A 24,917-nucleotide genomic window follows, 5' to 3' on the forward strand; every position below is an offset into this window, starting at 1 on the left:
TGAACTAAAGAATAATAAAAAAGGTATTGATTCATGACTCACTCTCTAATGAAATGCGCACTACTATTCATCGTTCCTGCTGTTCTTATGGGTTGTTCTTACAATGCCAAACTCACGCCAGAAGGCGAAAAAGTGACCCTTCTTAAAGCAGAAAAACGCTTAAAAACATGCACTTTTTTAGGGGAAGTCAGAGCGTACGATCGCAATGGCATGAGCCAATCCTATCAATCCCATGAACATTTGATTCAGGATGAGCTGAATATCCTAAGAAACAAAGCCGCTCTTTTAGGGGCGAATACGCTTTTCGTTAACGAACATCAGCAAACTTATGAAGGCAATCCCAAAAATGATTTCGTAGCAGATCATTGGATGGTGGGTCGGGCTTACCAGTGTAAGGCCGCAATGCAATAACTCTTTTGAAGTCTGACAGTTATGGAAAACAATAGGGTTTGGCTTTTTTCTTGTTGGGTGGTGCTTCTGCTACTGTATTCTTCTTTGGCTAATGCATTGACTCTTCAAGAAATAACCCAAATTGCTCTGGCGAATAACAAGGATTTAAAAGCGGCTCGCTATAATGTGGCGATTGCAAAGGCCCGTTTAATCCAAGCGGGTCTTTGGCCCAATCCAAGCCTTAATCTCTCCAATAACGACGATCGCTTATTTAATGATGAAGGGGAATATTCACGCAGCGCGGGTTTTAGTCAAGCCTTCCCCATTTCTGGACGTATTGCAAAACAAAAAAACGTTGCGCGCCTTGATGTACTGAAAGCCATGGCCGAAATTGGGGAAGCAGAGCGCCAACTCAGTGCCAAAGTAGCGAATGCCTTTTATGCAGCGGTAATTACGGAACGTCGCCTGCAACAATTGAATTATTTGTTAAAAATCAATAAAGAATTAGTCAATGTCATCCATAATCGCTATCATGCTGCGGAGATTTCCAAGCTGGATGAGAATGCAGCACGCATAGAATATCTGCGTATTGCTCAAGAAAAGCATCTACAGCATAGTCTTCGCATCAGTCAAAATGCTACCCTTAATCAATTAATGGGGCGGCAAGCAGACTCTCCTTTATTACTTAAGGGCGATTTAGTGACAGGACGACAACTCCCGGAATTAACCCTCTTAAAAACATGGGCGCTTAGCCATCGTCCTGACCGCCAAGCCATTGTCTTATCGATGGGTCGCGCCGAGGCCGACCACCGCTTGGCAAAAGCTGAGCGTTTTGCTGATTGGACGGTAGGGCTTGGTGTCCAACAAGATAAAATTGTAGTCGAAGAAGGACCGCCTCAACCCGCCGACCGCACCTTAGGTGTGACTCTTTCGGTACCTCTCCCTCTTTTAAATCGTAATCAGGGGCGAATTTTAGAAGCCAGTCACACGGCAACTCAAGCGATGATGGCGTTAAGCGCCTTGAATTTAAGTATTGAAACGGAAATAGCGAGTAATTACGGACAGCTGAAAGCGCTTAAAATGAGTCTTAGAGAAACACAAACGGTTTCTCTTAAGTTGGGGGTTGAAAACATAAAACTGGCACAAGATTCTTATGAAAACGGGCAAATTTCGCTTTTAAACGTCTTGCAAGTGCAAAAGCAACAAAATGATTTGCAAATGACCTATCTCGCAACGCTAGAAAAATATTTACAAGTGTATGTGGCTTTGTGTACAGCCCTTGGCTCTGGGAATGCCCAAGGATTTTGTCCTTACTTAGCTTATCAAAGGAATGGTGATGGTCAACATGTTACGACAACGAAGTAGAAGACTTACTTTTATTGGTGTTTTTTTAAGTTTATTTCTTCCTATGCAAGGGTGCTTTGCCCATGGCGAAGAAATTGAAGTGAGTGAAGGAGGAGCCAAAGGCCCAGTGCATTTAACACCGCAACAAACCAAAATGTTGGGGATTAAAGTGGCAGAAGCCACCAATCGTCCTATGGAGCAACTGTTGGGTTTGAATGGCCAAATTCAACTTTTACCGGATGCGCAAGCGGATGTCAGTATTCGGATTAGTGGCAGTGTCACCGCCATTGATGTGAATTTAGGCGATAGAGTCAAGGCAGGACAGCGCTTAGCTACAGTCCAATCAAGATTAGTGGGCAATCCACCACCGAGTGTTGCGGTCACAGCGCCGATTGCAGGCCTCATTGATGCCAGGAATATCAATTTAGGGCAAGCGGTGGAGCCCAATACCGTTCTTTTTCACATCAGCAATCGCGATAAATTATTCGTGATTGCTCAAGTGTATGAAGAAGATTTAGGCAGGATTAAGGTCGGGCAAGCAGTGAATATTCATGCCCTAAGTTACCCCAAGCAAATCTTTAAAGGCCAAGTGACTTTAATCGAACCGAATCTTGACTCGTTAACTCGTACAGTGAATATCAGAATTACCTTAGACAATAAGGAGGGGCTTCTCAAACCGGGTATGTTTGTGCGTTCTAACGTTATTTTAGCTCATAATGAGGCAGCACTGGCTGTGCCTAATGCGGCTTTGTTGCATGCGGATAATGAGTCCTTTGTTTTTGTGCAAAACGACGACACCTACGATCGCGTCGTGGTGAACGTGGGTGCGGTGGACGATGAGCATTCAGAAATTACCGATGGCTTAGTTCCTGGCGACCTGGTGGTAACTCAAGGCAACCGTGAGCTTTATACCTTATGGTTAAGTGGGGGCAGTAAACCAAAAGCAGGCCAAGAGGAGCCTCATTAAATGTTTACTTATCTTATCGCCTGGTCTTTACGAAATCGTCCCTTAATTTTAGCTTTGACCATTATCCTCTGCTTGTTAGGCGGCTATATCTTGCAGCAAATGCCAGTGGATGTGTTTCCCGAATTTGCCCCGCCGCAAGTGGTGGTGCAAACGCAAGTGCCTGGCATGGCCACCCAAGATGTGGAAACTCTGGTGACTTATCCCTTGGAAAGTGCCATCAATGGAACACCTGGGGTAGCTAGTGTTCGATCAAAAACTTCGGTGGGATTATCGACGATTACGGTGGTATTCGATGACAAAACGGACATTTATCGCAATCGTCAACTGGTGAACGAGCGTCTTCAGCAAGCAGTGAATCGCCTTCCCCCAGGGGCTAATGCACCCGTTATGCTGCCTGTAACTTCGGCCGTGGGATGGCTTGTTAAATACGCACTGATTAGCCATAGCGCAAGCCCTGAAACATTGCGTACGATTTCCGACTGGACCATTCGTCCCCGTATCTTGGCTTTAGGTGGGGTGGCTGCGGTGGTTTCCGTTGGTGGAGAAGTCAAGCAATATCAGGTGCTGCTTGACCCACAACGCATGGTGGCTTATGGCATCACCATTGAAGAGGTACGTCAAGCTTTAACGTCTGCGAATCAAAACGTTCCTGGTGCTTTTGTGCATCAGGCGGGTACGGAGTTTGTGGTGAGTACCATGGGTCGCGTCAAAACACTGGATGACATTAAAAAAACATTGATTGTGGTTCGTAATGGAGTTCCTATTACCATTAATAACGTAGCCACCGTCGCTTTCGGTGGTGAAATCAAACGGGGCGATGGGGCTTATAATGCAAAAAATGCGGTCATTGGCACGATTTCTAAAATCTATGGGGCGGATACCTTAACCACCACTTATAAAGTCGAGCAAGCATTAGAGGAGATTAAACGCTCGTTGCCAGCAGGAGTGGAATTAGTAACTGAAGTATTTCGCCAAGCCAATTTTATTGAGTCGGCGATCCACAACTTGACCAGAGCCTTGATTGAAGGCGCCATCATTGTCATTGCGGTGTTGTTTTTGTTTTTAATGAATTGGAGAGCATCCTTTATTACGTTTCTTTCCATGCCAGTTTCTTTCATAGTGGGCCTCTTGGTTCTTCACTATTTTGGTTTTGGTATTAACTCCATGACTTTAGGGGGCATGGCGATTGCCATTGGTGAAGTGGTGGACGATGGCATTATCACCGTTGAAAATGTGGTACATCGCCTACGATTAAATCGTTTGGCCAAGAAGCCCGTGCCCGCCATTGAAATTGTTTTTGATGCGGTTTTGGAAATTCGAAGCTCGGTCGTTTATGCGACCATTATCATTAGCCTCGTATTTTTGCCGATTTTCTTTTTATCAGGAATTTCTGAGCGGATTTTTAGTCCTTTGGCCATTGCTTATATCGCATCAGTTATGGGCTCACTTGTGGTTTCTATTACCACAGTACCCGCTCTTTGTTATCTTCTTTTAGTAGGAACAACGGAAAAAAAACAAGATACTCAAGTCGTGATGCATGCATTGCCTCAAGAGGCGCGTTATCATTTGACCGAAGAAGAAATCGCCCAACATGCGCAAGCGGAAACTCGTTTTGTGATGTGGTTAAAAAAACATTTTTTAAGGGGTTTAAATTGGTCGTTAGCGCATTGTAAAACGGTTGTGACTATGGCTATTGCTGCCTTTGTTTTTGCTTTAGCCTTACTTCCTTTTTTTGGGACTTCGTTTTTGCCTGAATTTCATGAAGGCAATTTTATTATTGCGATGAGCACCCTTCCAGGGACTTCCCTGGATGAAACCATGCGCTTAGGGCAACAAGTGAGCAAAACCTTGCTGAAGTATCCGCAAGTCATTTCCATTGCCCAACGGGCAGGGCGCAGTGAGTTGGATGAAGACGCCATGCCACCCAATGCCAGTGAATTTGATGTGCGTCTTGATTTTGACAAAGACAAAACCATGTCACCGGATGAATTGTTGCGACGTATTCGAGCAGATTTGGCGAACATTCCAGGTGCTGTGTTTAATGTCGGGCAATTTATTGCCCATCGTATGGATGAAGTGCTCTCAGGAGTCAGAGCGCAAGTAGCGGTGAAACTTTTTGGCGATAATCTGGCTACCCTTAACGAATTAGGTCAATCGGTTGAAGCCATTTTAAAAACCGTGCCAGGGGTGGTGGATGTGAACAAAGAGCAACAAATCAAGGTGGCGCAGTTGGTCATTACTATTGACCGAGAGAAAGCGGCCCGTTATGGGGTTAATGTGGGGCAGATTTCAGAAGATGTGCAAGTTCTTCTTAATGGGGTGACGGTATCGAGTGTTCTCGAAGGCCAGCGAACGTTTGATTTGTATGTACGCATGGGTGAAGCAGGGCGAGACAGCATGAAAACCATTCAAAACATGTTGATTGATGCTCATGGAGCGGCGAATCAGGAAACCAAAATCCCCTTGCGTGCAGTGGCGGATATTCAGTTAGAGCCTCAACCTTTTGCAATTAATCGGGAAAACGTACAGCGCGTCTTAGTGATTGCGTTTAATGTGCAAGGGCGGGATTTGGGCAGCGTGATTCAAGAAGTGCAGCAACGGATTAAGGAAAAAATGTCGTTGCCAAGTGGCTATTTCATTCAGTATGGCGGACAGTTTGAAAGTCAACAACAGGCCTCTCGTGTGATAATTCTGTTTGGCGCGTTGGCCATTTTCATCATGTTGATTTTGCTTCATAAAGCGTTTGGCACCTTCCGTGAAGCATTATTGGTCATGTTTAATTTGCCGCTCGCTTTGATTGGTGGCGTAGTTTCTTTGTTTCTAGCAAGTGGGGATATGAGTGTAGCCGCCATGATTGGGTTTATCACCTTATTTGGCATTGCGGCACGTAACGGGATTATTTTAGTAAGCCATTACAATCAGTTACGTACCCAAGGACAACCACGGGAACAGGTAGTCATTCAAGGCACTCTGGACCGTTTGGTACCTGTGCTCATGACCGCAGCAACGGCAGCGCTTGGCTTAATTCCCCTGTTGTGGGGCTCCCCGTCTGGGAAAGAATTGGAGCGTCCTTTGGCACAAGTATTGCTTGGAGGATTGTTTACCTCTACATTTTTAAATATGTTTGTGGTGCCTACAGTGTATAACGCGATGGAAGCTTGGCGTGAAAAAAGACAGTATGCAAAGGAAAACTTTCAAGGAGAATCATGATGAATCAAATAACGAAGTTCTTTAATAAAAAAGCACTAGGTTTGTTTAACCTGCTTGTTGTTTTGCTGTTTTTATTGTCACCTGCGTATGCTGCTGCCAATCATGAAGAGGAAGCTCAGACAATCCCAACTACCATTCCTGCCATTTGGGAGGCCATTGACCAACATGCTGCGGCTATTAATAAAGCGTTGGCTGACAATCAGCTGGATACGATTCACCAACATGCGTTTGCGATTCGAGACTTAGTCAAAGCACTGCCCGATTTAAGCAAGAATTTGTCTGAAGAACAACTCAAAAATCTGAAGCAAAACGTAGGGTATACTGAGCAACTGGCAAAGCGTCTTGATAAAACAGGCGATGCCAATGATAAAGAAGGCACAGAAGCCAACTGGCAAAAATTGCAAAAGGTGCTGGTACAAATTCGAGCCAATTACGCTACATCAGGCTCCTAGGCTACTCCTTGATTCACAGCCAATCAACTCACCTGATGGTAAGCTGCCTTTCTGTTTTGGGATAAAAGATAAGACCGCTCGACAGAAAGGCAAGCTGATTCATTAATAATAATCACAGAGGGCAATTAATTTAATGCCCACTATGATGCCCGCCTCCATGGTGCCAACCACCGCCGTGATGCCATCCAGGGTTTCCGTGATGATAGTACCCACCATGATGCCATTGATTCTGCCAACCATGATGCCCATCCCACCAAATCCAATGTCCTTTCCACTTTATCCATCCAGGATGCCCTCCGTGAGGAGCATTGTGATGTCCGCCATGATAGTTATTTGCGGCTAAAACGACGTTACTTTGAGGGTTTACTGGAGTATTAGGAGTAAACGCAGAAACAACAGGTGCACCCATAAGGGCGATTGCAGGAATGGCGATTTTTAATGCCTTTAAAACATCCATACAACACTCCTTACTCCTTAAAAATAAAAAAGGAGCTTTATATAAGTATAGGTCAGGATGTCGACTTGCTCAATTGTTGAACATTGACCCTTCGGTAACATTCACTTATGAGGCAACTGGTGCTGGACAGTAACAAGCCGCAGCACAAGCTTTGTGACATTAGGCAAAAAATACAAACATAGGTGACAGTCACTTCACCGGTAACAAAACACATGCGAAAACCATGGCGATTAAGTTGAAAACCGCTTAGCGCCCATTCCATCGCAAGGTAAGTTATTGCAACTCAATAACTTTTACTATTTATCTGAGTAGTGCTATAAAATAGCAGACTAAAAATAAAAGGGGAATCGCCATTCTTTCAAAATGGTGAAGGTAAAGCGCATGGATTGCTTCAATCCATCGAGCAAATAGGAGGATGACAAAGGATCAGAGCCTATTCAAGTGGTTCATCCTCATTTGGAAAGAAACATCTAATTATGTTGTTTTATCGTATTGATCATGCTCGGATGATTTGGATTGATCTTGGAATAGAGGAGCTATCATGAGTGATATGGAGGTCTTGGAATGCTTGGTTCAGGAAAGCTTGGAAGAGGAAAAAGAGAACGCATTTTTTCTTTTCCAAGAAGAAGAGCATTATGAACAAAGTGACTCAGCCGATATGCTGGATTGGAATGAAGAGTTTGATGTGATACGTTCTATCAACTAGATTGATATGGCAAAGAACAACTTGTTCCAGTCATGCTTCACATGGATTGGAAATTCTAAGCCTTGGTTTCGTTAAATAAGGGATAAAGCAGATTCAAGGGATGGATGTAATGGCAAAACGACGAGCGAATAAACATTTTAATTTTATAAGGATTTGCTATGAATATTGTAACAGTATTAAGGAGCACCATTCTTTTAATAGCACTTCTTTTATTCTTTAGTGTCTCAGCATGCACGTCTTTGACTCCAACAACTAAAAAAACTCAAAATAATGGCAAAAATCAGAGCAGTGGTTTAAAGCATAAAAATCCTTCTATTGGGCGTATTTGGGCCAGTCATACTCGAAGGCATTAGTACCACCTTCGTATCCAGTAAACAATAACGAGAGTTCCTAGTTTTTTACATTCCTATTTAAGTAAGAAAAATTAAGGCAATAAAAGCGAAATTGGTGGTAAGTCATCAGAGATTACAGTCACGTGATTCACTCTCGCTTAAGATTCTGCAAGTGCTGCTGAGCCGCTGGGTACCCCTGCTCAGCAGCTTTTTGAAGCCACTTTAGTGCTTCATCATGATTTTGAGGAACTCCCTGGCCATCATGATAAATTGCAGCAAGCGCGTATTGAGCTTGAGGCAATCCTTGATTGGCAGCGAGATGAAACCATTTCATTGCTTCAATATTATTTTGCTTCATACCTTTCCCTACAAAAAAACCGATAGCTATATTATATTGAGCGATAGGATCTCCTTGCTTAGCAGCCAGATCAAACCATTTCATCGCCTCAAAATCATTTTGCTGAGTATGATTACCTTCTGCATACATTGCACTGAGAGTACGCTGAGACACCAGATCGCCATGTTCACCTGCTTTACGAAACCATATTATTGCCTCACCATCATTTTGTTTTACACCATTGCCAGTTAAATATAGGATACCCAGAGTACGTTCCGCGTCTGGAAATCCTTGTTCAGCTGCTTTGTGGATCCATTTAACAGCTTCCCCATCATTATGTGAAATGCCAATGCCTTCTATATAGAGTACACCAAGATTAAATTCAGCGACGGGATCATTTTTTTCAGCTGCTTTTCGAAACCATTTCATGGCCTTGCTATGATTTTGAGCAACACCTTTGCCGGTTGTGTACGTTAAACCAAGGTTGCGTTGACCCATGGTGTCAGCTTGCTCTGCTGCCTTTTGAAACCACTTTACTGCCTCAGAGTAATTTTGGGGTACCTTTTTGCCAATCATATAATCTATCCCGCGATTATTCCAAGCTGCTGGATCTTGGTGCTGAACAACATAATTGTCTACATATTCTTTAATCGTATTAATGATTCCAGAATAAATGCTCACACCAACGATAATTCCGGCTAATGGGAATGCTAATAGACGTAATCGCATACAATACTGTTCCTTGATAACAGCGACAAATGGAAACCTATCTTATTATTGAATCAATAAAAATTCAAAACAAATACTTAATTTTATTGGGGAGTTTGAATATCTCCAAACTATATAGTCATACCATTCCTATTCAATTGATTGCTCGGATTTTGTGCTATTATAATTAACAATGAGGGGTTGTTAACTTATGAGACCTATTTTATTGCAAGGAATATCAATATGCGAACTCGTAGACTATTCAAGATGATTATCGTGTTAGGGATATTGGTTAGTTCATCCCCTTTGTTTACTTCTTGTGCATCAACAACAGCCCTGAATTCAAAAAATGATTCTTCTACGTACAAAGGACACAACACGGGAGGAATTGGTTGGCACTAATGCTGGCTGCGCGTTATGTTTTTTATAATGGGTAGATTTAAGTTGGTCGACCTCTTCGCTTACCTATTAGGCAACAAAATATATTTCAATTTGTTTTGAATAGAATAATTTAAAAAGAACATCTGCTTATAAAGTTTCTGCGAGTAAATCATTAAACCATACGTTTAAAGTTCCTTCGCCCAAGTGGTCATAAATATAAGATAAATAGAGATTAAATTCTTGTTCAAATCCCTCTTTCGGTAGCACTTCATCTTCTTTAGCGAGGTGGTGATGAATGTATTCACCAAAATAATGATTATAATGATTACAAAAATCCATGTAATCTTTAGTAAAGAGTAGGAAGGTATGCCACATGTCGTCAATTTCTTTCATTTCCGCATGGACTACACACATAAAATTAAAATTTTCTTTATTGGGTGATTTTTTCTATCTATTTTATGTTTTTGACACAACAAAAAATATTTCATTAATTCAGAAAAGGCTTCTTCGCTTGTTAGTTTATTATTCGGGTGATCTTATTTGTATCTATTGAGCACGTGTTCATTGTGATAATCATTTAATATGGCAAGTGGCGGTAATGTTCTCAATGCCTCCCTGTAAGATACAATATCACCACTTACCATAGAAATAATAAGTGGTGTATTGGTATTTTTTAGTGGTAAATATGACAGCTGTGGCAGTGCGAATTAGCAATTTTTTTCATTTTATGGTTAACAAGACGTCGTATCAATAATTATTTCATAAAAAATCTCCATATCAATTTTAGAAATCATTAAAAAACACTATCCATTATTGATCAGAATTTAATACCATAATAGCATACTACATAGTATGCCAATTACGGCAAAAAACACATTTTAATATGCTTGGTTGATATTCATTCTCGATGCCTGATGAGGTAAAGGATGGAAAATTAAGGTCACTAAGGGATCCTAATAATCCTTAAGTCGGTTGGCCAAGTCCCGAGTTTGTCTGAAGAACAACTCAAAAATCTTAAGCAAAACGTCGGATATACGGAGCAACTGGCAAAGCACCTTGATAAAACGGGTGATGCCAATGATAAAGAAGGCACACAAGCCAACTGGCAAAAATTGCAAAAGGTGCTGGCCCAAATTCGTACTTATTATGCCCGAAGGTAATTCGGCCAGTTCAGATTAAATCAATAAACGTTTAAAATGAATTGATTGGGTGACTACGCTCCAACTGTTGCTGCCTTGTGTGCCGTGATATTTTTGGAGGAAGCACCCATTTGCAAAAGAGCTCATGGGGCATGCCCCACCTTTTTTATAGGAAAATCAAGGCAATGTGAAGGGGATGTTGGTTCCCTACACTGAAATAAGGAACGCATCGACCATGATAGAAATTATCCCCAATTGGCATCCCATTTTTGTCCATTTTACCATGGCTTTATTTACTGTATCGGCTATTCTTTATGCCGCAAATTACTTGGCTTCCTATACCCGATGGGAAACTAACTTGTTTGTTATTGAATTTGAGATAGTGGCACGTTGGTGTTTATGGCTCGCGGCATTGAGTACAATCGCTACTGTCTCGGCTGGGTTTTATGCTTTTTATACGGTGAAACATGGTGCTATGGCGCACACCGTGAAAGTGATCCACCGCAACTGGGCACTCGCTACAGCAAGTGCTATTTTACTCATGGCTTTTTGGTCAATTTGGCGTTATATTAAAGCCCAAAAACCGACTCTGACCTTCTTAATCGCGCTGTTCATTGTCCAAATGTTGTTACTCACAACGGCTTGGTATGGAGGGGAATTAGTCTATCGCTATGGTTACGGTGTATTGGTGCCCGCCAAAGCAGACAAAGCATCTCAGCATTGATACGATTTTTTATATAAGGATAGAGGCATGCCGAAAATGGACTTGTATTATTTAAGAAGAAGCTGTTTCCTTATTTTTTCCTTTTTACTGCTCAGTTCTTCTGCTTTGTTTGCCCAGCATGAACAACACGGTGCTGCAATATCAACGCCAACTTCTCCCAAGACAATACAGTCTCAATCCAAATCTGTGAACTACAAAACGGAACAACAGGCTACTAACCAGCAAGCTCTTAAAACGGTAAAGCCTTTAACCCTGACAGGCGGAGCAAAACATACGGTTAATTTAGTGGTTGCTTATAAAACGGTGAATTTTGCAGGTAAACCCAGGCGCGCCATTGCCGTCAATGGGCAAATTCCTGCACCAACTTTGCATTTTAAAGAAGGGGATGATGTCACCATCAATGTGTATAACCATTTGGATGAGGGGACATCCATTCATTGGCATGGTTTACTTGTTCCTTGGCAAATGGATGGGGTGGACGGTGTGAGTCAAAAACCAATTCCTCCAGGAGGGGTGTTCCATTATCGCTTTAAGTTGTATCAACAGGGGACCTATTGGTATCACGCCCACGCCAAGGTTCAAGAACAAGAGGGCTTGTATGGTACGTTTATTATTGATCCACCACATCCCCCAAGCTATCAATATACAAAAGATTATGTGGTGGTGTTATCCGATTGGATCAACACACCTGCTGAACACGTGTTTGCGAATTTAAAAAAAGACGGCGATTATTACGGTCCTCGATTCCCCCTACAACCCTCGCTTACGAAGTTTCTCCATGATTATCGTAAAGCATCCCAAGAAGAACGTAAAAAATTAATCGTTGATTACAAAATGATGCAACAAATGCGGATGAGTATTTATGATCTGAGTGATGTGGCCTATGATGCGTATTTATTAAATGGTCAGCCCAAATCTCTTCCCTGGACAGCCCCTGTGAAGGTAGGGGATACCGTACGTTTACGCTTCATTGGCGCAGGAGCCAGTACCATCTATCGTGTCAAAATTCCTGAAGCCAAAGTGGAGATGGTACATATCCAGGGCAATGATGTCACACCTTATCCCATCGAGGATTTTTGGATTGCCCCGGGTGAAACCTATGATATCTTGGTTACAATTCAAAAAAACAGGCCTTACATTATTTATGCAGAGTCGATTGACACTCTGGGCAAAGCCTATGGTGCCTTAGTGACTTCCCCTAATCAATTCGTTGATTATCAGCAGGTGGCTCCTTTCCCTGAACCACTTCCTGTTACAAGAGAGATGATGGCCAACATGATGAGGTCTATGAATGGTGGCGCGATGAATGGAAACCAACAGCATGCCTTGATGAGCCATAATAAATCATCAACGGCGATGAAGTCATCAATGACCATGCCTTCCCATTCTAAGACCATGGGTTCGCAAAGTCCTCAACACTCCATGTCTTCCATGACGGCCCACAAAAAAAAGGACAATTTATCAAATCATTCAGCTCACGCCACATCGATGAAATCGAATCCCTCATCGACTTCGATGAATAAGAGTAAGGCTATGTCAGGGATGAATCATGGAGCAATGAACAGCGTTAAGATATCTAAACCTGGTCAATCGTCTCACTCGATGCAGGCACATTCTTCTTCAGTAGCCAGAGCTATGGACAACCATCAATCGACTCAGTCTACTCATCGAAGCGACAGCGCAGCGAGGAAAAAGAACGAGGGTATGACCATGGAATCGAACATGTCAATGAATGATTCCATGGATATGAAGATGCCCATCGAGCCGACCATCATAGGCGATAAGATAGAGCCGCCTGATTCTTCAAAAGCGACCACAATAGGAACCAAATATCAAGAGTTAAAAGCAGCAGTGAAAACCAATAATCCTAATAAACCAGTTGATGGGATTATTAAAATGGAATTGTTTGGTTATATGGATCGCTACATATGGTTTATTAATGGTCTACCAGAATACAGAGCCAAACCGATTCTGATTGAGCCAGGAAAGCGTTATCGGATTATTTTTACTAATAATTCGATGATGCGTCACCCCATGCACATTCATGGTCATTGGTTTATTTTACGTAATGGTCATGGGGCTTACGATCCACTGTTGCATACCATTGAGGTGGCACCAGGGGCTACCGCTGTTGCTGATTTCGATACCGATGCCAGTGGCCAATGGTTTTTCCATTGCCACCATCTTCTGCACATGGCGGCGGGCATGGCGCGGGTATTTCAGTACACCACCATCATCGAGATTTCCAAAGGTACTCTAAAGCCCGAAAATGTTGCTTTTCAACAAGCCTATATTAATCGACCAATCGTAAGAGAAGACGAAGTCATGCCGCTGGATACTGCACTCATCAAGCACCCCTTAGTACATCATCAAGGCTTCTATCGCGCAAACTATATCGAATTGGGCGAAGATCCTTTTCATAATGCTCAGGAAATGACTTTTAGAGGTTACTATGGAGGTGATTACAATAAACTGCAGTTGTATACTGAGGATGCTGAAATCTATAAAGGAGCAGTCGAAAATGCAGACATCGATGTGTTCTATTGGCATTTGATTAGTCAATTTTGGGCCATTAAAGGTGGGGTCAATTATTTTTATCGCCCGGGAGGACCTTATTGGCAACCTGGTATTGGTATTGAAGGATTGATGCCTTACTACATTGATACCAATATTAGAACGTATTACCGTGATGGCAGTGTTAAGTTTGACATTCAGTTAGCACGAGCTAACCAGCTGACCGATAACTTCTTCCTCATAACGGGGATTCGTAGCATTCTGGCCACTCACACCGTAGTTAAAAATGAGATTGGCAATGGTTTAAATCAAATGCGTTATATCCTTAGACCTTATTATCGTCTTAAGCCGGGGCTTAGTATTTTTACAGAGTACGAACATGATAAAGAGTATGGGACTCTTAAGAGGATTCTTCAAAGCCAGGGAGAACCCACTACTCAAGACACAATTACTTTAGGGGTTGCTGTTCTTTTTTAAGTAGGAACCGGGGCTTTGGGATGCAGCAGAAATTCCTCTTGACCATGATGCTTGAATCACTGGCAAGAAAGCTTTTGTGATGTCGAATTTATTAAGTGGTGAAGATCTATGTAAAAAATGGAATAAAGGCATTCATAGAGTAGCTTAAACCTTCCTCAATGATGCTTATAAAATCCAACGCCCTTAATATCAGTCCAGGAAGTGGTTTGATGGCAAAGGAAACATTGGTCAACACGCGCTTCATGCTCATGAGCAACTACTTTTGAAATCATATTAAAATGCTCCATATAATGGCTTGGTGGGGCTTGATGGCATTGAGCACAATCCATTGAGCGAGGGGAAGGGTGTCTAAATTCAGGGATGCTCCAATGAGCCGTTTCATGACAAGCAGAACAATCATCACCAAATAATTTAAAGTGCTTGTCGTTGTTTTGATGGCAAGAGGCGCACCGTAAAGTCAGTTCTTGAGTCGATAAATAGGGGCTTGCCAGTAACGTTGGCCTCTTGGATTCACTCTGCTCTAAAAAGAGTGTAACCTGCTCAATAATCAACTTCTCTTCTTCACTATTTGCATTTGAAAAAGAATGAAGTTGCTGCAGTCCTAACGAAACCAAGGCATTATGATCCATCTGAGTAATGCGTGCCTTGCTACCTTGGTGCTCTGCATGACACGCGACACAACTGCCTATGTTGGCATGAAATGAGGTTGGTTGACGTTTTAAAAGCGATTCGTTATTGGCATGGCATACCACACAGTTCACTGCTTCAACCCCTTTGACTGGGGTGTGACATGCATTGCAGTTGTGACTCAGAAAAGAGTGGGCTTTGGAGAGTTCTCCAGGACTTGCCATTCTTTGCCACTCTACCAGGTTAGTCAAACTTCTGGCCTCATCTCCATGATAAGACCTATAGTAGGCTGTAAAAGACAGTGCCGCTAAAATGGCAAGGGCAACCAGTGTAGCCCAGCTAAGCTTCATTGAAACCACCTTAATCCAAAATAAATTCCAGACCACACGTGCAGACCAAGCAGAACATACAATGCCAGTGCGATAATAATGTGGCACTTTAACCATTTTTGAAATACGCGTTTGAAGTGTTCATGAAAACGGATGGCATATTCCAGTTCAGAGATAGCATCCGCTAAACACAAAGCACGTATCTCTATTGATTTCATTAAATGTCCATCAAACGCGGTGTCTTTAATCAACCATGAAAGCAAGCGAGCTTTTATAAGAGAGACTTTCCCGACTTTTTGATTGGAGTATGTGCCTGATTGCAATTCCTGAGCAACTATTTGGTATTGTCTTTGCAATCCCATCAGTAGGGTCTTTTTTTCATCTATTTCATGAGTAATAAAGCCCATGAGATAACGACCAATAAAACCACTAATCGTGACAATGAGTGTCATAGTAGTAAGCGCTATGCCTAGAGGGCTATTGAATTTATGTCCTGTATGAATCAAGACTAAAATAGAACCAATAATGCCTGCGTAAATATGCCAGGACAACAGGGTGTTCATGGATACGTACTGTGTAACCCAATTCTTCAAAAAGGGAATACGCTTAATAAAGAGATAGAGTAGTGGGAAGAGCATCAATATCGAGCCACTGACACCAAAAACCCCACCCCAGAAACTCCCTGCAAAACGAGGAGACGCATGGACTGTAAAGCCCAGCCACGTGAAAAGCATTAACAGCACCAGACCCAAAACTATCATACGTCCTTGCTCATTCATTAAGCATCCACCTCAATATTTTGAGTCGCTTTGGCCTGACAGGCTAAGATAAGGCCCTGTTGTTTGTCCTCCTTTGAAAGAGCGTCTTCACAAGCCATGGTTACCTCTCCTGACAGCAATGTCACTTTACATAACCCGCATTGACCAGTTCGACACGCATTATCAATAGTTATACCGTTTGCTTCAGCGATTTCAAGAAGAGTTCGGTCTTGCAAAATCGGAACCACTTTTCCAGATTTTCTAAAAGAAATCATCGTGCGGGTATCCGCTTTAATGAGATCTATGTCTTCCTGTGTTATGTCCGGTTTCTTTTCTGGTCCAAACGCTTCTGTTAGAATCAAATCAGCGGGTACCTTAAGTTCTTTTAAGATAGCAAGTATCGATTCCATCATCGCTGGTGGGCCGCAAACATGAATACGATGAGAGGCAATATCAGGGACAAGATGACTGATAATATTCTTGGTAAATAGGCCTTGTAATCCCATCCAAATGGTTCCTTCTGAACGCAGCATGGAGGCATACACGCGGAGATTAAGATATCTTTCCTGAAGTAGCTCTAATTCTTCGCGGAAGATAAATTCGCTGGTCGTACGACAACAGTAAAGCAAATAAATGTCATTGTGCCATCCAATATCGGTAAGATAGCGTATAATACTCATCATCGGGGTGACACCAACCCCTCCACAAATCAGTACAATGCTCTTCGCCTCTTCACCAGTAAAAGTAAATTTACCATTAGGCCCCATGACATCCAGTAGATCTCCTTCCTTAACCTCGTCATGCAAATAGCGAGAAAATAAACCGTGTTCTTCTCGTTTTACTGTAATGGCGCAATAATGTAACTGGGTTGGTGTAGAAGCCATGGTGTAACTGCGTCTTACCGTTTTACCATGAATTACTGCAGTGAGCGTGATGAACTGGCCAGGATAATAAGTCAATGGCAAAGCCACCTCGTTTGGTGATGCCAAATGAAATGTTTTTATTCCTGGTGCTTCTTGAAAAATACGACAAACGCGAAGTTTCCCTTCCCACTTGTCTTCTGGTTCAGTGAGCGATCTCATGACCGGAAATTTAGGAACTGGGCATTTATGAGCTGGACAGGTAAGCGAAGCGGATGTGGTTTCTGATGGTGCTTTAGAAGCCTCGGTGGTGCGGCTTCGCTCAATGGATACTGACGAAGGGGTTGGTTTAAGTGTTTTTGAAAAGGGCGGCTGTGATCCATCCGAAGAAACAGTTATTTTTTGTTGTACTAAACTGTCAAGCAAGGCAGCGGCTCTTTTCATTTTAAAAAAATACATCCAAATCATGATCAAAAAAAACAGACTAAATAGGCCTATAATTGTTAAATGAAAAAAAGGGCCTCCTAAGATATTTTCTGCTTGAGGAGCACTTGGAAGGAGATTCATTTCACGTTTAAACCACTGTAATGCAATGTCACGCGGATTTTTTCCTTCAGCAAGTGCACGAAGAGCGGCCAACCCACTCTCATATTGGGCAATTCCTTCCCGTAATTTCTCTAAGGCCTCCTGCATTTTAGAATAATCGTTACTGTTTGATGCTGACGAAAGCTCGCCCAATCCCCCTTTCATGAGCGCAATACCCGATGCGATGCGCTGGTGCGCCATTTGTTGAATTTCAATGCGTTTTTCTGGGGATAATACGGGTAAATTCATGAAAGAGGGGTAAAGTTCCTTGAGAGGGGAACCGATTTGTTTCATCATACCTCCTTCTTTCTCGCCTCCTCCTGGATGATGTGCGGCATGCTCTTCTGATGCGCTTTGAGCAATGGCCGTAGAGGCCACCACGAGCATGAAAGAAATCAACAAAGTTTGAAGCCATTGAAGTTTAATGTATCGAAACAGCATCCTTTCCTCCAAAGCGCTCACTTAAAAGGTTGAAGCATTAGCATTAGATAGTTAAGTGGCGCAGTCAGCATAGGTGTCTTTCTTATTCCCGAAAAGACCATTTGCGTATTTTTCGCTGAGATTATTTGTTTTCCCGTCTCCTATTAGTTTATCCCATATTCTTAATAAATTTCCAATAAATCAAAATAGTATCCAAGGTCCACATGAATTGCTGTGTCAGTGATTTCAGGAGAGGAAAAATATAATGCCTTATGTCGTGGAGAAACAAAACCAGGGCAGTTGAAAAGAATAGTCGTCTGTAATCTGCATGGGAAAACGCCACCATAAAAAGGTAAAGTTACTTTTTTACCTAATAATTCTAGGTGAGATCATGACCAGCAATCGCTTGTGCGCTTTGCAAAATATTCTGAATTTCTTCAGTAATTTCTTCTTGGCGCAGTAAATTGAGACGTTCTTTTAGTGAGTTTTTTTTGTTCTCTAAGCGATCTAGGGCATTATTTAAATGAAAAAGTCTTTGATGATTCTCGGCAAAAAACGATTGATAAAAAATAAAATAACACATTGAAAGTAAGTAATGATCAACAAACTCAGCAAAGAATTGGTCATTAGGTAAATTTAATACGGGTGGGATGGAAAAATGACGCGCAGGACTGACGCAAAATTCGTTAAAAGGTTGCCATGTTTTTGTATGAATTTGATTTTGTTCTTCTTCGTTGAAGAGGATATCCCACTGCCATGAATGCAATGTCACCTGTTTTTGTAACGAAGTTTTCTCTAACGTTTGTAACAAATTTAAAATCACAGTCGGAATTTCTTCAATAGCATTAGGCCCTTCTATTTCTGCAACGATACACGAATCATGAGCCATTTTTAGGGCCAGTTTACTTCCTACAATAATTAATGCGGGCTGAAACTCAGGGTGTTTCTCTTTTAGAGTGTTTAACTGATAAATCACATTATCATTAAAACTACCACAAAAACCTCTTTCTGAGCCAATAAGAATAGAAACTACGGGTCGAATCTCTGATGGATTCATAGGGAAAATGGGATAAAAACTTAAAAAATCGTTGCTCACTTCACGGATGGTTTTAATGGCATTGTTCTGAATGGAAAGAAACCTGGTGATTTTATTCAATTCAATAGAACACAAATTTTTCATGGCCGTCATGATGTTGCCAATGTCTTCTAAGGTATGCAGATGGTCTTTGAGTTTGATTCGCTTCGTCATAAAACCTCCTCCGTGTTATGATACCCTTTACTTTGGCATGAATGATGAGTAATGAGTAAGCTACATCAGCCATTCTTTTACAGCATTGTTCCATTGCTCTCTTGGGCTTCCCAATGACAAATGACACTGTTTTATTTCTGCCTCTATTTTTTTGAGGATTTTAGGAGTATCTTCTAAGCTCAACTCGTCAAAAAAACCCTCATTATATGCAATAAGCCATGCGAGTTGAAATTCAATAGGCATGGGTGAAAATCGTTCTTGTTTTAGAATTTCTCTTAAAATGCGTCCTTTTTGAATCTGCTGTTGCATTTTGGCATCCAGTCCTGCACCAAAGCGAGTGAACAGTTCCAAATCAAGAAACTGCATGTAATCCAGTTTCATTCGGCCGGCTTCTTTTTTAATTTGCGGATGCTGAGCTTTGCCACCGACTCGTGAGACGGATTTTGTGATATCAATGGCTGGAAGAAATCCTGAAGAGAATAATTTTTCATCAAAAAAGATTTGTCCATCAGTGATTGATATGAGATTTGTTGGAATATAAGTCGCAATGTCACCTTCTTTGGTTTCGATAATAGGCAATGCGGTCATACTGCCGCCTCCCATGGCAAGAGAAAGACACGTTGAGCGCTCTAATAAACGGGAATGCAGATAAAAAATGTCGGCAGGAAACGCTTCACGTCCAGGGGGTCTTCGCAGTAGAAGGGACAGTTCACGGTAACTATTGGCATGGGCGCTCAAATCATCATAGACTATCAACGTATCTAAGCCTTTGTTCATCCAGTGCTCGGCAATGGCGCATCCTGCAAAAGGCGCAAGATAAAGTAATCCTGGTAATGCCATCGCTTGGGCTACTACAACGGTCGTGTAATCCAATGCCCTCGCTTCTTTTAATAATTGAATCGTATTGCTCACAGTGGAACGCTTTTGGCCAATCAATACATAGACACAATACACTTTTTTATCTTTTTGATTGATTACAACATCAATCGCTAGAGAACTTTTCCCAACCCCATTGTCACCGATAAGTAACTCCCTTTGTCCTTTGCCTATGGGAATTAAATTATCAATAATCTTGTTTCCTGTGTACAAGGGACGATTCACAAAGTCGCGGTGAATAATGGGTGGTGACAAAATATCCAGTAATCCTTGTTCATCACATGGAGGAATTTCACCACCATCCAAGGGATTGCCTAACGGATCAATCACTCGTCCAAGCAGTTTATCACCTACAGGAATACTTAATGCTCGCTTGAGATGAAAAATAGGGGTGCCTGCCTTTAATTTTTTGGTTTGCACTAACATAATCGCGCCAACAAGATCTTCTGTGAGATGGAAGACCATAGCGATACAACAATTATCCTCTGAAATAAGAATTTCATCGATGGCTGCCGTGGGTAATCCCTTAATCCAGATAATGCCATCTCCTACTGAAACAACCTGTCCTTGTTCTGATACTTTGATTTGAAATTGATAGTTCTCAAGGCGTTGTCGTTGCTTCTCAAGAAAAGAATGAGTGTTAGGCAAGTTCATTTTTTATCTCGGTAAAGAATTTTAATTCATCACGAAGATTGGCTTGCAAACATATTGGGCCAATTTGAAGGGTTAATCCAGCTAGAAGTTTTGGATTTTTTGTAAAATGGACTGTGGGTTTCTTTGGCACTAATTGTTCAATGACTTGTAACAGATGCTGCTTCTGATGTTCTTTGATGGGGTAGGCGCTTTGGATGAAAACAGTGTCTTCCTTCGAAATGGTATTCCTCCATTGCCATTTTTCCACTGGGAAATGACGGAACTCTTCGATGGTTTTTTCAATGATTTTTTCTTCAAGATGCGCGTCAGCAAAAGGAATTAACAATTTTTCAGCAAATTTCCCAGCTAAAAGAAACATTTCCTTGGCATTATTTTCAATGATTACTGAGACTCGCTGCATTTCATGGGAAAAAATTTGCTTTTTTTCTTCACTCAATTGCTTTTCAAAATGAAACCTCTCTTCTGACTTCCATTGTTCCATCGCTTGCTGCCATTCACTTTGCATTGTTGCTTTCTCTTGTTGCCAATCGGTGAGACGATTTTCATAATTTATTTGCAATTGCTTCGCTTCTTTGTGAAGTGCTTCAGCATGTTCTAATTGTTCTTGCACCAATTTTTTTCGTTCCAACATCGTTTTTTGTATTGGCGTATAAAGAAAGTGCTTTAAAATCCAAATGAGGATAAGGAAATTAATTAGTTCTAACGAGAAAGTGGACCAAGAGAGTTCCATTGGCTTTATCCCTGTTGCGTTACAAAATAAGACAATAATGGATTTCTAAAGAGAATGATCAAAACAATCACCAAACAATAAATGGCTAACGATTCGATCATGGCTAAACCAATAAATAAGGTTCTTGTGATGGATTTTTCAGCCTCAGGCTGCCTTGCCAAAGCATCCAAGGCGTGACTTATAGCGCGCCCCATGGCCAGTGCTGGACCTATTGTTCCTATGGCAATGGCTATTGCTGCAATAACGGTTGACGCTAAACTAAACCAACTCATGTCATTCATGACGATTCTCCTTGCTTCTTAAGCTCATGGGATTGAATGCCCCCAGCAATGTAAATTAAAGCCAGCATACCAAAGATATAAGCTTGGATGATGGCTTCGATGATATGGAGCATTAATATCGGGATAGGGGCTAAAAATCCCGCGATCATGAGTACAATCAATGCGGTTAATTGCAAACTCATGATATTACCAAACAATCGAACTGCCAATGCTAATGTTCGAGAGACTTCGCTTATCAAATGAAAAGGCAACAAAAAGGGGGTTGGCCTAATATAATGTTTTAAATAATCTCGCAACCCTTCGGCACGAATTCCAAACCAGTGCACCGATAAGAAAGTAATCATCGCAAGTGAAGCCGTTACGGATAAATCAGCCGTTGGTGAATAAAATCCTGGAATAATCCCAATTAAATTGGAAATAAGGATAAAAATCCACAAGGTGGTTACAAAAGGAAATACCAGTTCCACGTGTTGAGGCACTATTTCTTTTATCGCATCATGCATAGTGCTCAAAATACTCTCCAAAATGATTTGGCAAGTTCCTGGTTGTCGTAGAGAGCGCTTTCGAGTCGACACCCATGCCAAAAGGAATAAGGTCATCATAATAAACCAGGTGGTCAATACGCTTTGTGTGATGGGTAGCCCACCGATTGAAAATGCCCAACGCGCTAAAAATCCTTCCTCTCCCATGGTTATTCCTTAAGCAAAAGATAAACGTTGATTGCGCCAATAATCACACCGACAATGATTAAATTGATTGTCCAACTAATGGAAAACCCTTTCATTTTTTCATCCAGCCAAACGCCAAGATAAGCTCCTGCAATGATAGGTAAGACAAAAACAAAGCCTAAGGTACCCAAATAAACCGTTTGGGCTAATAAAGTCGATTTCTCCTTTTTAGCTTCATTCATTTTACGGATATTCCGTTTCACTTGTTGTTCAAGTTCCTTTTTCGAATCTTTAAATTTCATAGGCATTCTGCCGTTTTAATTTCCATAATCTCTTGAGCATTTCTTCATCCAAATGATGTAAGCTTTCTTTCGTACGCAATAGCTTGTCTTCTTCCCAACGTACTTCTGCCTCTATTGCCATTTGTATGGCTTGGTAATTTTTATGGCGAACATAATGTCTTGTTACGATATGCAATTGATTTTCAACAAAATAAACAATGGCTCCTGGTAAGGCTAAGTATTCGATCTCATGATTCTCATAACGAAACCAAGCCAAACCGAATTTTAAACAGGTCATCATTCGAGCATGATGAGCCAAAATCCCAAATTGGCCTGAGCCGTCTTCGCCAACAAAACTAACTACTTTATCTATTGTTTCATACTGCGTGGCACTTTGGAGATGGATGGTCAAAAGTTCCATTTCAGTGATTAACTCCTTTTGTTCATGGCGCCTATCATATAACATTGATCTTCTGAAAATTCATCGTAATCTCCTTTGATGAACGCTTCACAATCGGTTAATGTTTGGTCTAATAAAACCGATTTCCCTTCGATACCCGTTTGTTGTTTGGTCACATGAAAGGGTTGCGTCAGATACCGCTGCAATTTGCGTGCTCTCAACACTATAACACGGTCTTTAGGAGAAAGTTCTTCAATTCCCATCATGGAAATAATGTCTTCTAACTCTTGATAATGGGCTAGATGTTCTCGTACGGCTTGTGCAATGGAATAATGCCGATCCCCTAGTACGATTTTATCCATAAATTTACTTTTGGAAGCTAAGGGATCTACGGCAGGATAAATGCCTTTGCCTGCTTGTGAGCGGGAGAGTACTATGATGGAATCTAAATGAGTAATGATTCCAGTCACAGCCGGATCGCTCATATCATCGGCGGGAACATAAACGGCTTGTACGGAAGTAACGGCTCCCTTGGCAGTCGACGTCATGCGCTCTTCAAGTTCCGCTATCTCGGTCATTAAGGTCGGTTGATAACCGACACTCGCAGGCATCCTGCCTAAAAGTCCTGAAATTTCACTGCCGGCTTGCACGAAACGATAAATATTATCAACAAGAAAAAGAACTTCATGTCCTAATGTATCACGCAAATATTCCGCATAGGTTAATGCGGATAATCCTGTACGAAAACGAACCCCTGGCGATTCATCCATTTGACCAAATACCATGAGGGTTTTATCCATCACTCCGGCCGATTTCATCTCATACCATAATTCATGTCCTTCCCGAATGCGCTCTCCGATGCCAGCAAAAACGGAAGTCCCTTGATGTAATTGAATAATAGCATGCATCAACTCCATCAGTAGTACCGTTTTTCCAACTCCTGCGCCACCAAACAATCCCGTTTTAGAGCCTTTAACGAAGGGGCAAAGTAAATCAATCACTTTAATTCCTGTCTCAAGAATGCTCTCTTGAGCGATCGTCATTTCAAGTGGCGCGGGGTTGGCTAGAATATCACGGTATTCATTGGTTTCTAATGGTGAGCCACCATCTAAAGGCTCACCAAAAATATTTAAAAGACGGCCCAAGCACTCTTTAGAAACTGGAATTTGTAATGACGTGCCTTGATCATAGACCGCTAATCCTCTTTGCAACCCCGTTGCGCGATGAAGTGTGAGGGCTCTCACGTGATGTTGATCAAGATGCTGACACACCTCTAAAATATATTGATCATTCTCAGTGTGGGTTTCAAGAGACTGATGTAAAGAAGGTAAAACATCACAACGTATTTTGACAACAGGCCCATTGATTTCGACTATCCTGCCGATTAGTTTTTCATGACTTTGAGCAATGACCGTGTTTTTACCCATCATGTTCCAATTTTGTTTGTGGCAGATGACATTCATTGTGTGCCATCAGAAAAATTTAATTAAGAAAGAGCCTCATACTGGATTGGAGCGAGTAATGGGCTCTTTCATCCAGAGAATTTATTTGTTTTTCATCATTGGGCATCCCATCATTTGGCGATCCATCATCATTTGCATCATTTGCACCATCATTTGCATCATTTTCATGCGCTGATCCATCATTTCAGGTTGTTTTGCTGTATCATCGTGCATACCTTTCATCATCTTCATGCCTTTTTGCATGGTATGCATGTTTTCTTCCATCATGGGCATTTGAGTTTGCATTAACGATTTTTTTTCCTCTGGCGTTTTCGCGTTCATGAGCTTATCATGCATCTCCTGCATTTGTTTTATTGACTCTTGCATTTGTTTCATTTCTTCTTGTAGTTGGGTTGACTGCTGATTATTACTTTGCATTCCCATGCTATTCGTATTATTCATTTGAGAACCTGAAGACATTTCCTCAGCAAAGAGCGTTGTGGTCACTAAACTGCAAGCGGCCAATAGAATTAATGCATTCCGTTTAAACATAATGAAATCTCCTTATTATTTTTTCAATGGATTATCCTAATCGTACATCTGCCAGTCATGAAAAGCA

24 protein-coding genes and 1 pseudogene are annotated in these 24,917 nt (G+C 41.6%); 10 read left to right on the forward strand and 15 right to left on the reverse strand.

Annotation, left to right across the window (positions count from 1 at the left end; genetic code table 11):
• Window positions 1-33: 33 nt before the first annotated feature.
• The 5 genes from Lani_RS14170 to Lani_RS14190 are packed head-to-tail and all read left to right on the forward strand — an operon-like array spanning window position 34 to window position 6,363.
• Window positions 34-411, forward strand: coding sequence for a DUF4156 domain-containing protein (locus tag Lani_RS14170; protein ID WP_019235636.1), 378 nt, complete (start codon window positions 34-36; stop codon window positions 409-411).
• Window positions 412-432: 21 nt separating this feature from the next.
• Window positions 433-1,755: a TolC family protein gene (locus Lani_RS14175; RefSeq protein WP_019235637.1), complete on the forward strand. Its 1,323-nt coding sequence runs from the start codon at window positions 433-435 to the stop codon at window positions 1,753-1,755.
• Window positions 1,727-2,701 carry an efflux RND transporter periplasmic adaptor subunit gene (locus Lani_RS14180; RefSeq protein WP_019235638.1) on the forward strand — a complete coding sequence of 325 codons (975 nt, stop codon included), beginning with the start codon at window positions 1,727-1,729 and terminating at the stop codon, window positions 2,699-2,701. Before Lani_RS14175 ends, Lani_RS14180 begins: the two co-directional genes overlap by 29 nt.
• Window positions 2,702-5,911: an efflux RND transporter permease subunit gene (locus Lani_RS14185; protein WP_019235639.1), complete on the forward strand. Its 3,210-nt coding sequence runs from the start codon at window positions 2,702-2,704 to the stop codon at window positions 5,909-5,911. It abuts the gene before it with no gap.
• On the forward strand, window positions 5,911-6,363 hold the full coding sequence (locus tag Lani_RS14190; protein WP_019235640.1) for a hypothetical protein: 453 nt from the start codon (window positions 5,911-5,913) through the stop codon (window positions 6,361-6,363). Before Lani_RS14185 ends, Lani_RS14190 begins: the two co-directional genes overlap by 1 nt.
• Before the next feature lie 130 nt (window positions 6,364-6,493).
• Here the strand turns inward: Lani_RS14190 and Lani_RS14195 are convergent, their stop codons facing one another.
• Window positions 6,494-6,820: a hypothetical protein gene (locus Lani_RS14195; RefSeq protein WP_019235641.1), complete on the reverse strand. Its 327-nt coding sequence runs from the start codon at window positions 6,818-6,820 to the stop codon at window positions 6,494-6,496.
• 541 nt (window positions 6,821-7,361) lie between these two features.
• On the opposite strand from Lani_RS14195, the gene Lani_RS20260 reads away from it, so the two are divergent.
• Window positions 7,362-7,526 (forward strand): hypothetical protein, encoded by a 165-nt coding sequence (locus tag Lani_RS20260; protein ID WP_019235642.1) that lies wholly within the window; start codon window positions 7,362-7,364, stop codon window positions 7,524-7,526.
• 158 nt (window positions 7,527-7,684) lie between these two features.
• Window positions 7,685-7,879, forward strand: a complete 195-nt coding sequence (locus Lani_RS14200) for a hypothetical protein (RefSeq protein ID WP_019235643.1) — start codon at window positions 7,685-7,687, stop codon at window positions 7,877-7,879.
• Window positions 7,880-8,006: 127 nt separating this feature from the next.
• Here the strand turns inward: Lani_RS14200 and Lani_RS14205 are convergent, their stop codons facing one another.
• Both Lani_RS14205 and Lani_RS20825 read right to left on the reverse strand, forming a co-directional pair.
• A complete protein-coding gene (locus Lani_RS14205) occupies window positions 8,007-8,924 on the reverse strand; it encodes a tetratricopeptide repeat protein (protein WP_019235644.1) in 918 nt (305 codons plus the stop codon).
• Window positions 8,925-9,431: 507 nt separating this feature from the next.
• Window positions 9,432-9,698, reverse strand: coding sequence for a glycine-rich domain-containing protein (locus Lani_RS20825; protein ID WP_019235645.1), 267 nt, complete (start codon window positions 9,696-9,698; stop codon window positions 9,432-9,434).
• Between the two features lie 575 nt (window positions 9,699-10,273).
• Between Lani_RS20825 and Lani_RS14215 the strand changes: the two are divergent.
• The 3 genes and pseudogenes from Lani_RS14215 to Lani_RS14225 all read left to right on the forward strand — a co-directional run.
• Window positions 10,274-10,444: pseudogene (locus Lani_RS14215) on the forward strand (transporter); the annotation flags it as partial.
• A 175-nt stretch (window positions 10,445-10,619) separates the two neighbouring features.
• Window positions 10,620-11,147 carry a DUF2231 domain-containing protein gene (locus tag Lani_RS14220; RefSeq protein WP_040523560.1) on the forward strand — a complete coding sequence of 176 codons (528 nt, stop codon included), beginning with the start codon at window positions 10,620-10,622 and terminating at the stop codon, window positions 11,145-11,147.
• Between the two features lie 27 nt (window positions 11,148-11,174).
• Entirely contained in the window at window positions 11,175-14,138 is a 2,964-nt protein-coding gene (locus Lani_RS14225) for a multicopper oxidase domain-containing protein (RefSeq protein WP_019235648.1), read from the forward strand.
• A gap of 155 nt (window positions 14,139-14,293) precedes the next feature.
• Here the strand turns inward: Lani_RS14225 and Lani_RS14230 are convergent, their stop codons facing one another.
• From Lani_RS14230 to Lani_RS14285, 12 genes are all read right to left on the reverse strand, one after another.
• Window positions 14,294-15,115 (reverse strand): cytochrome c3 family protein, encoded by an 822-nt coding sequence (locus tag Lani_RS14230; RefSeq protein ID WP_019235649.1) that lies wholly within the window; start codon window positions 15,113-15,115, stop codon window positions 14,294-14,296.
• Window positions 15,112-15,873, reverse strand: a complete 762-nt coding sequence (locus tag Lani_RS14235) for a hypothetical protein (RefSeq protein ID WP_019235650.1) — start codon at window positions 15,871-15,873, stop codon at window positions 15,112-15,114. Before Lani_RS14235 ends, Lani_RS14230 begins: the two co-directional genes overlap by 4 nt.
• Window positions 15,873-17,738 (reverse strand): 2Fe-2S iron-sulfur cluster-binding protein, encoded by a 1,866-nt coding sequence (locus Lani_RS14240; protein WP_058388617.1) that lies wholly within the window; start codon window positions 17,736-17,738, stop codon window positions 15,873-15,875. Before Lani_RS14240 ends, Lani_RS14235 begins: the two co-directional genes overlap by 1 nt.
• Before the next feature lie 358 nt (window positions 17,739-18,096).
• Window positions 18,097-18,966: a F0F1 ATP synthase subunit gamma gene (locus tag Lani_RS14245; RefSeq protein WP_019235651.1), complete on the reverse strand. Its 870-nt coding sequence runs from the start codon at window positions 18,964-18,966 to the stop codon at window positions 18,097-18,099.
• A 60-nt stretch (window positions 18,967-19,026) separates the two neighbouring features.
• Window positions 19,027-20,496, reverse strand: a complete 1,470-nt coding sequence (locus Lani_RS14250) for a F0F1 ATP synthase subunit alpha (protein ID WP_019235652.1) — start codon at window positions 20,494-20,496, stop codon at window positions 19,027-19,029.
• Window positions 20,483-21,226: a F0F1 ATP synthase subunit delta gene (locus Lani_RS14255; protein WP_019235653.1), complete on the reverse strand. Its 744-nt coding sequence runs from the start codon at window positions 21,224-21,226 to the stop codon at window positions 20,483-20,485. The genes Lani_RS14250 and Lani_RS14255 overlap by 14 nt, the downstream gene beginning before the upstream one ends.
• A 5-nt stretch (window positions 21,227-21,231) precedes the next feature.
• Complete coding sequence (locus tag Lani_RS14260) at window positions 21,232-21,507, reverse strand: F0F1 ATP synthase subunit C (protein WP_019235654.1); 276 nt, start codon at window positions 21,505-21,507, stop codon at window positions 21,232-21,234.
• Window positions 21,504-22,196 carry a F0F1 ATP synthase subunit A gene (locus Lani_RS14265; protein WP_019235655.1) on the reverse strand — a complete coding sequence of 231 codons (693 nt, stop codon included), beginning with the start codon at window positions 22,194-22,196 and terminating at the stop codon, window positions 21,504-21,506. The genes Lani_RS14260 and Lani_RS14265 overlap by 4 nt, the downstream gene beginning before the upstream one ends.
• A gap of 2 nt (window positions 22,197-22,198) precedes the next feature.
• The gene (locus tag Lani_RS14270) at window positions 22,199-22,477 is read right to left on the reverse strand and encodes an AtpZ/AtpI family protein (RefSeq protein WP_019235656.1); all 279 of its coding nucleotides are present in this window, start codon (window positions 22,475-22,477) and stop codon (window positions 22,199-22,201) included.
• Window positions 22,467-22,877 carry a F0F1 ATP synthase subunit delta/epsilon gene (locus Lani_RS14275; RefSeq protein ID WP_040523572.1) on the reverse strand — a complete coding sequence of 137 codons (411 nt, stop codon included), beginning with the start codon at window positions 22,875-22,877 and terminating at the stop codon, window positions 22,467-22,469. The genes Lani_RS14270 and Lani_RS14275 overlap by 11 nt, the downstream gene beginning before the upstream one ends.
• Window positions 22,878-22,885: 8 nt before the next feature.
• The gene (gene atpD / locus Lani_RS14280) at window positions 22,886-24,286 is read right to left on the reverse strand and encodes a F0F1 ATP synthase subunit beta (protein WP_455565133.1); all 1,401 of its coding nucleotides are present in this window, start codon (window positions 24,284-24,286) and stop codon (window positions 22,886-22,888) included.
• A gap of 114 nt (window positions 24,287-24,400) precedes the next feature.
• Entirely contained in the window at window positions 24,401-24,850 is a 450-nt protein-coding gene (locus Lani_RS14285; RefSeq protein ID WP_019235659.1) for a substrate of the Dot/Icm secretion system, read from the reverse strand.
• Between the last annotated feature and the right edge of the window lie 67 nt (window positions 24,851-24,917).

Source organism: Legionella anisa (assembly GCF_001467525.1).
In the GTDB taxonomy this organism is placed as follows: domain Bacteria; phylum Pseudomonadota; class Gammaproteobacteria; order Legionellales; family Legionellaceae; genus Legionella; species Legionella anisa.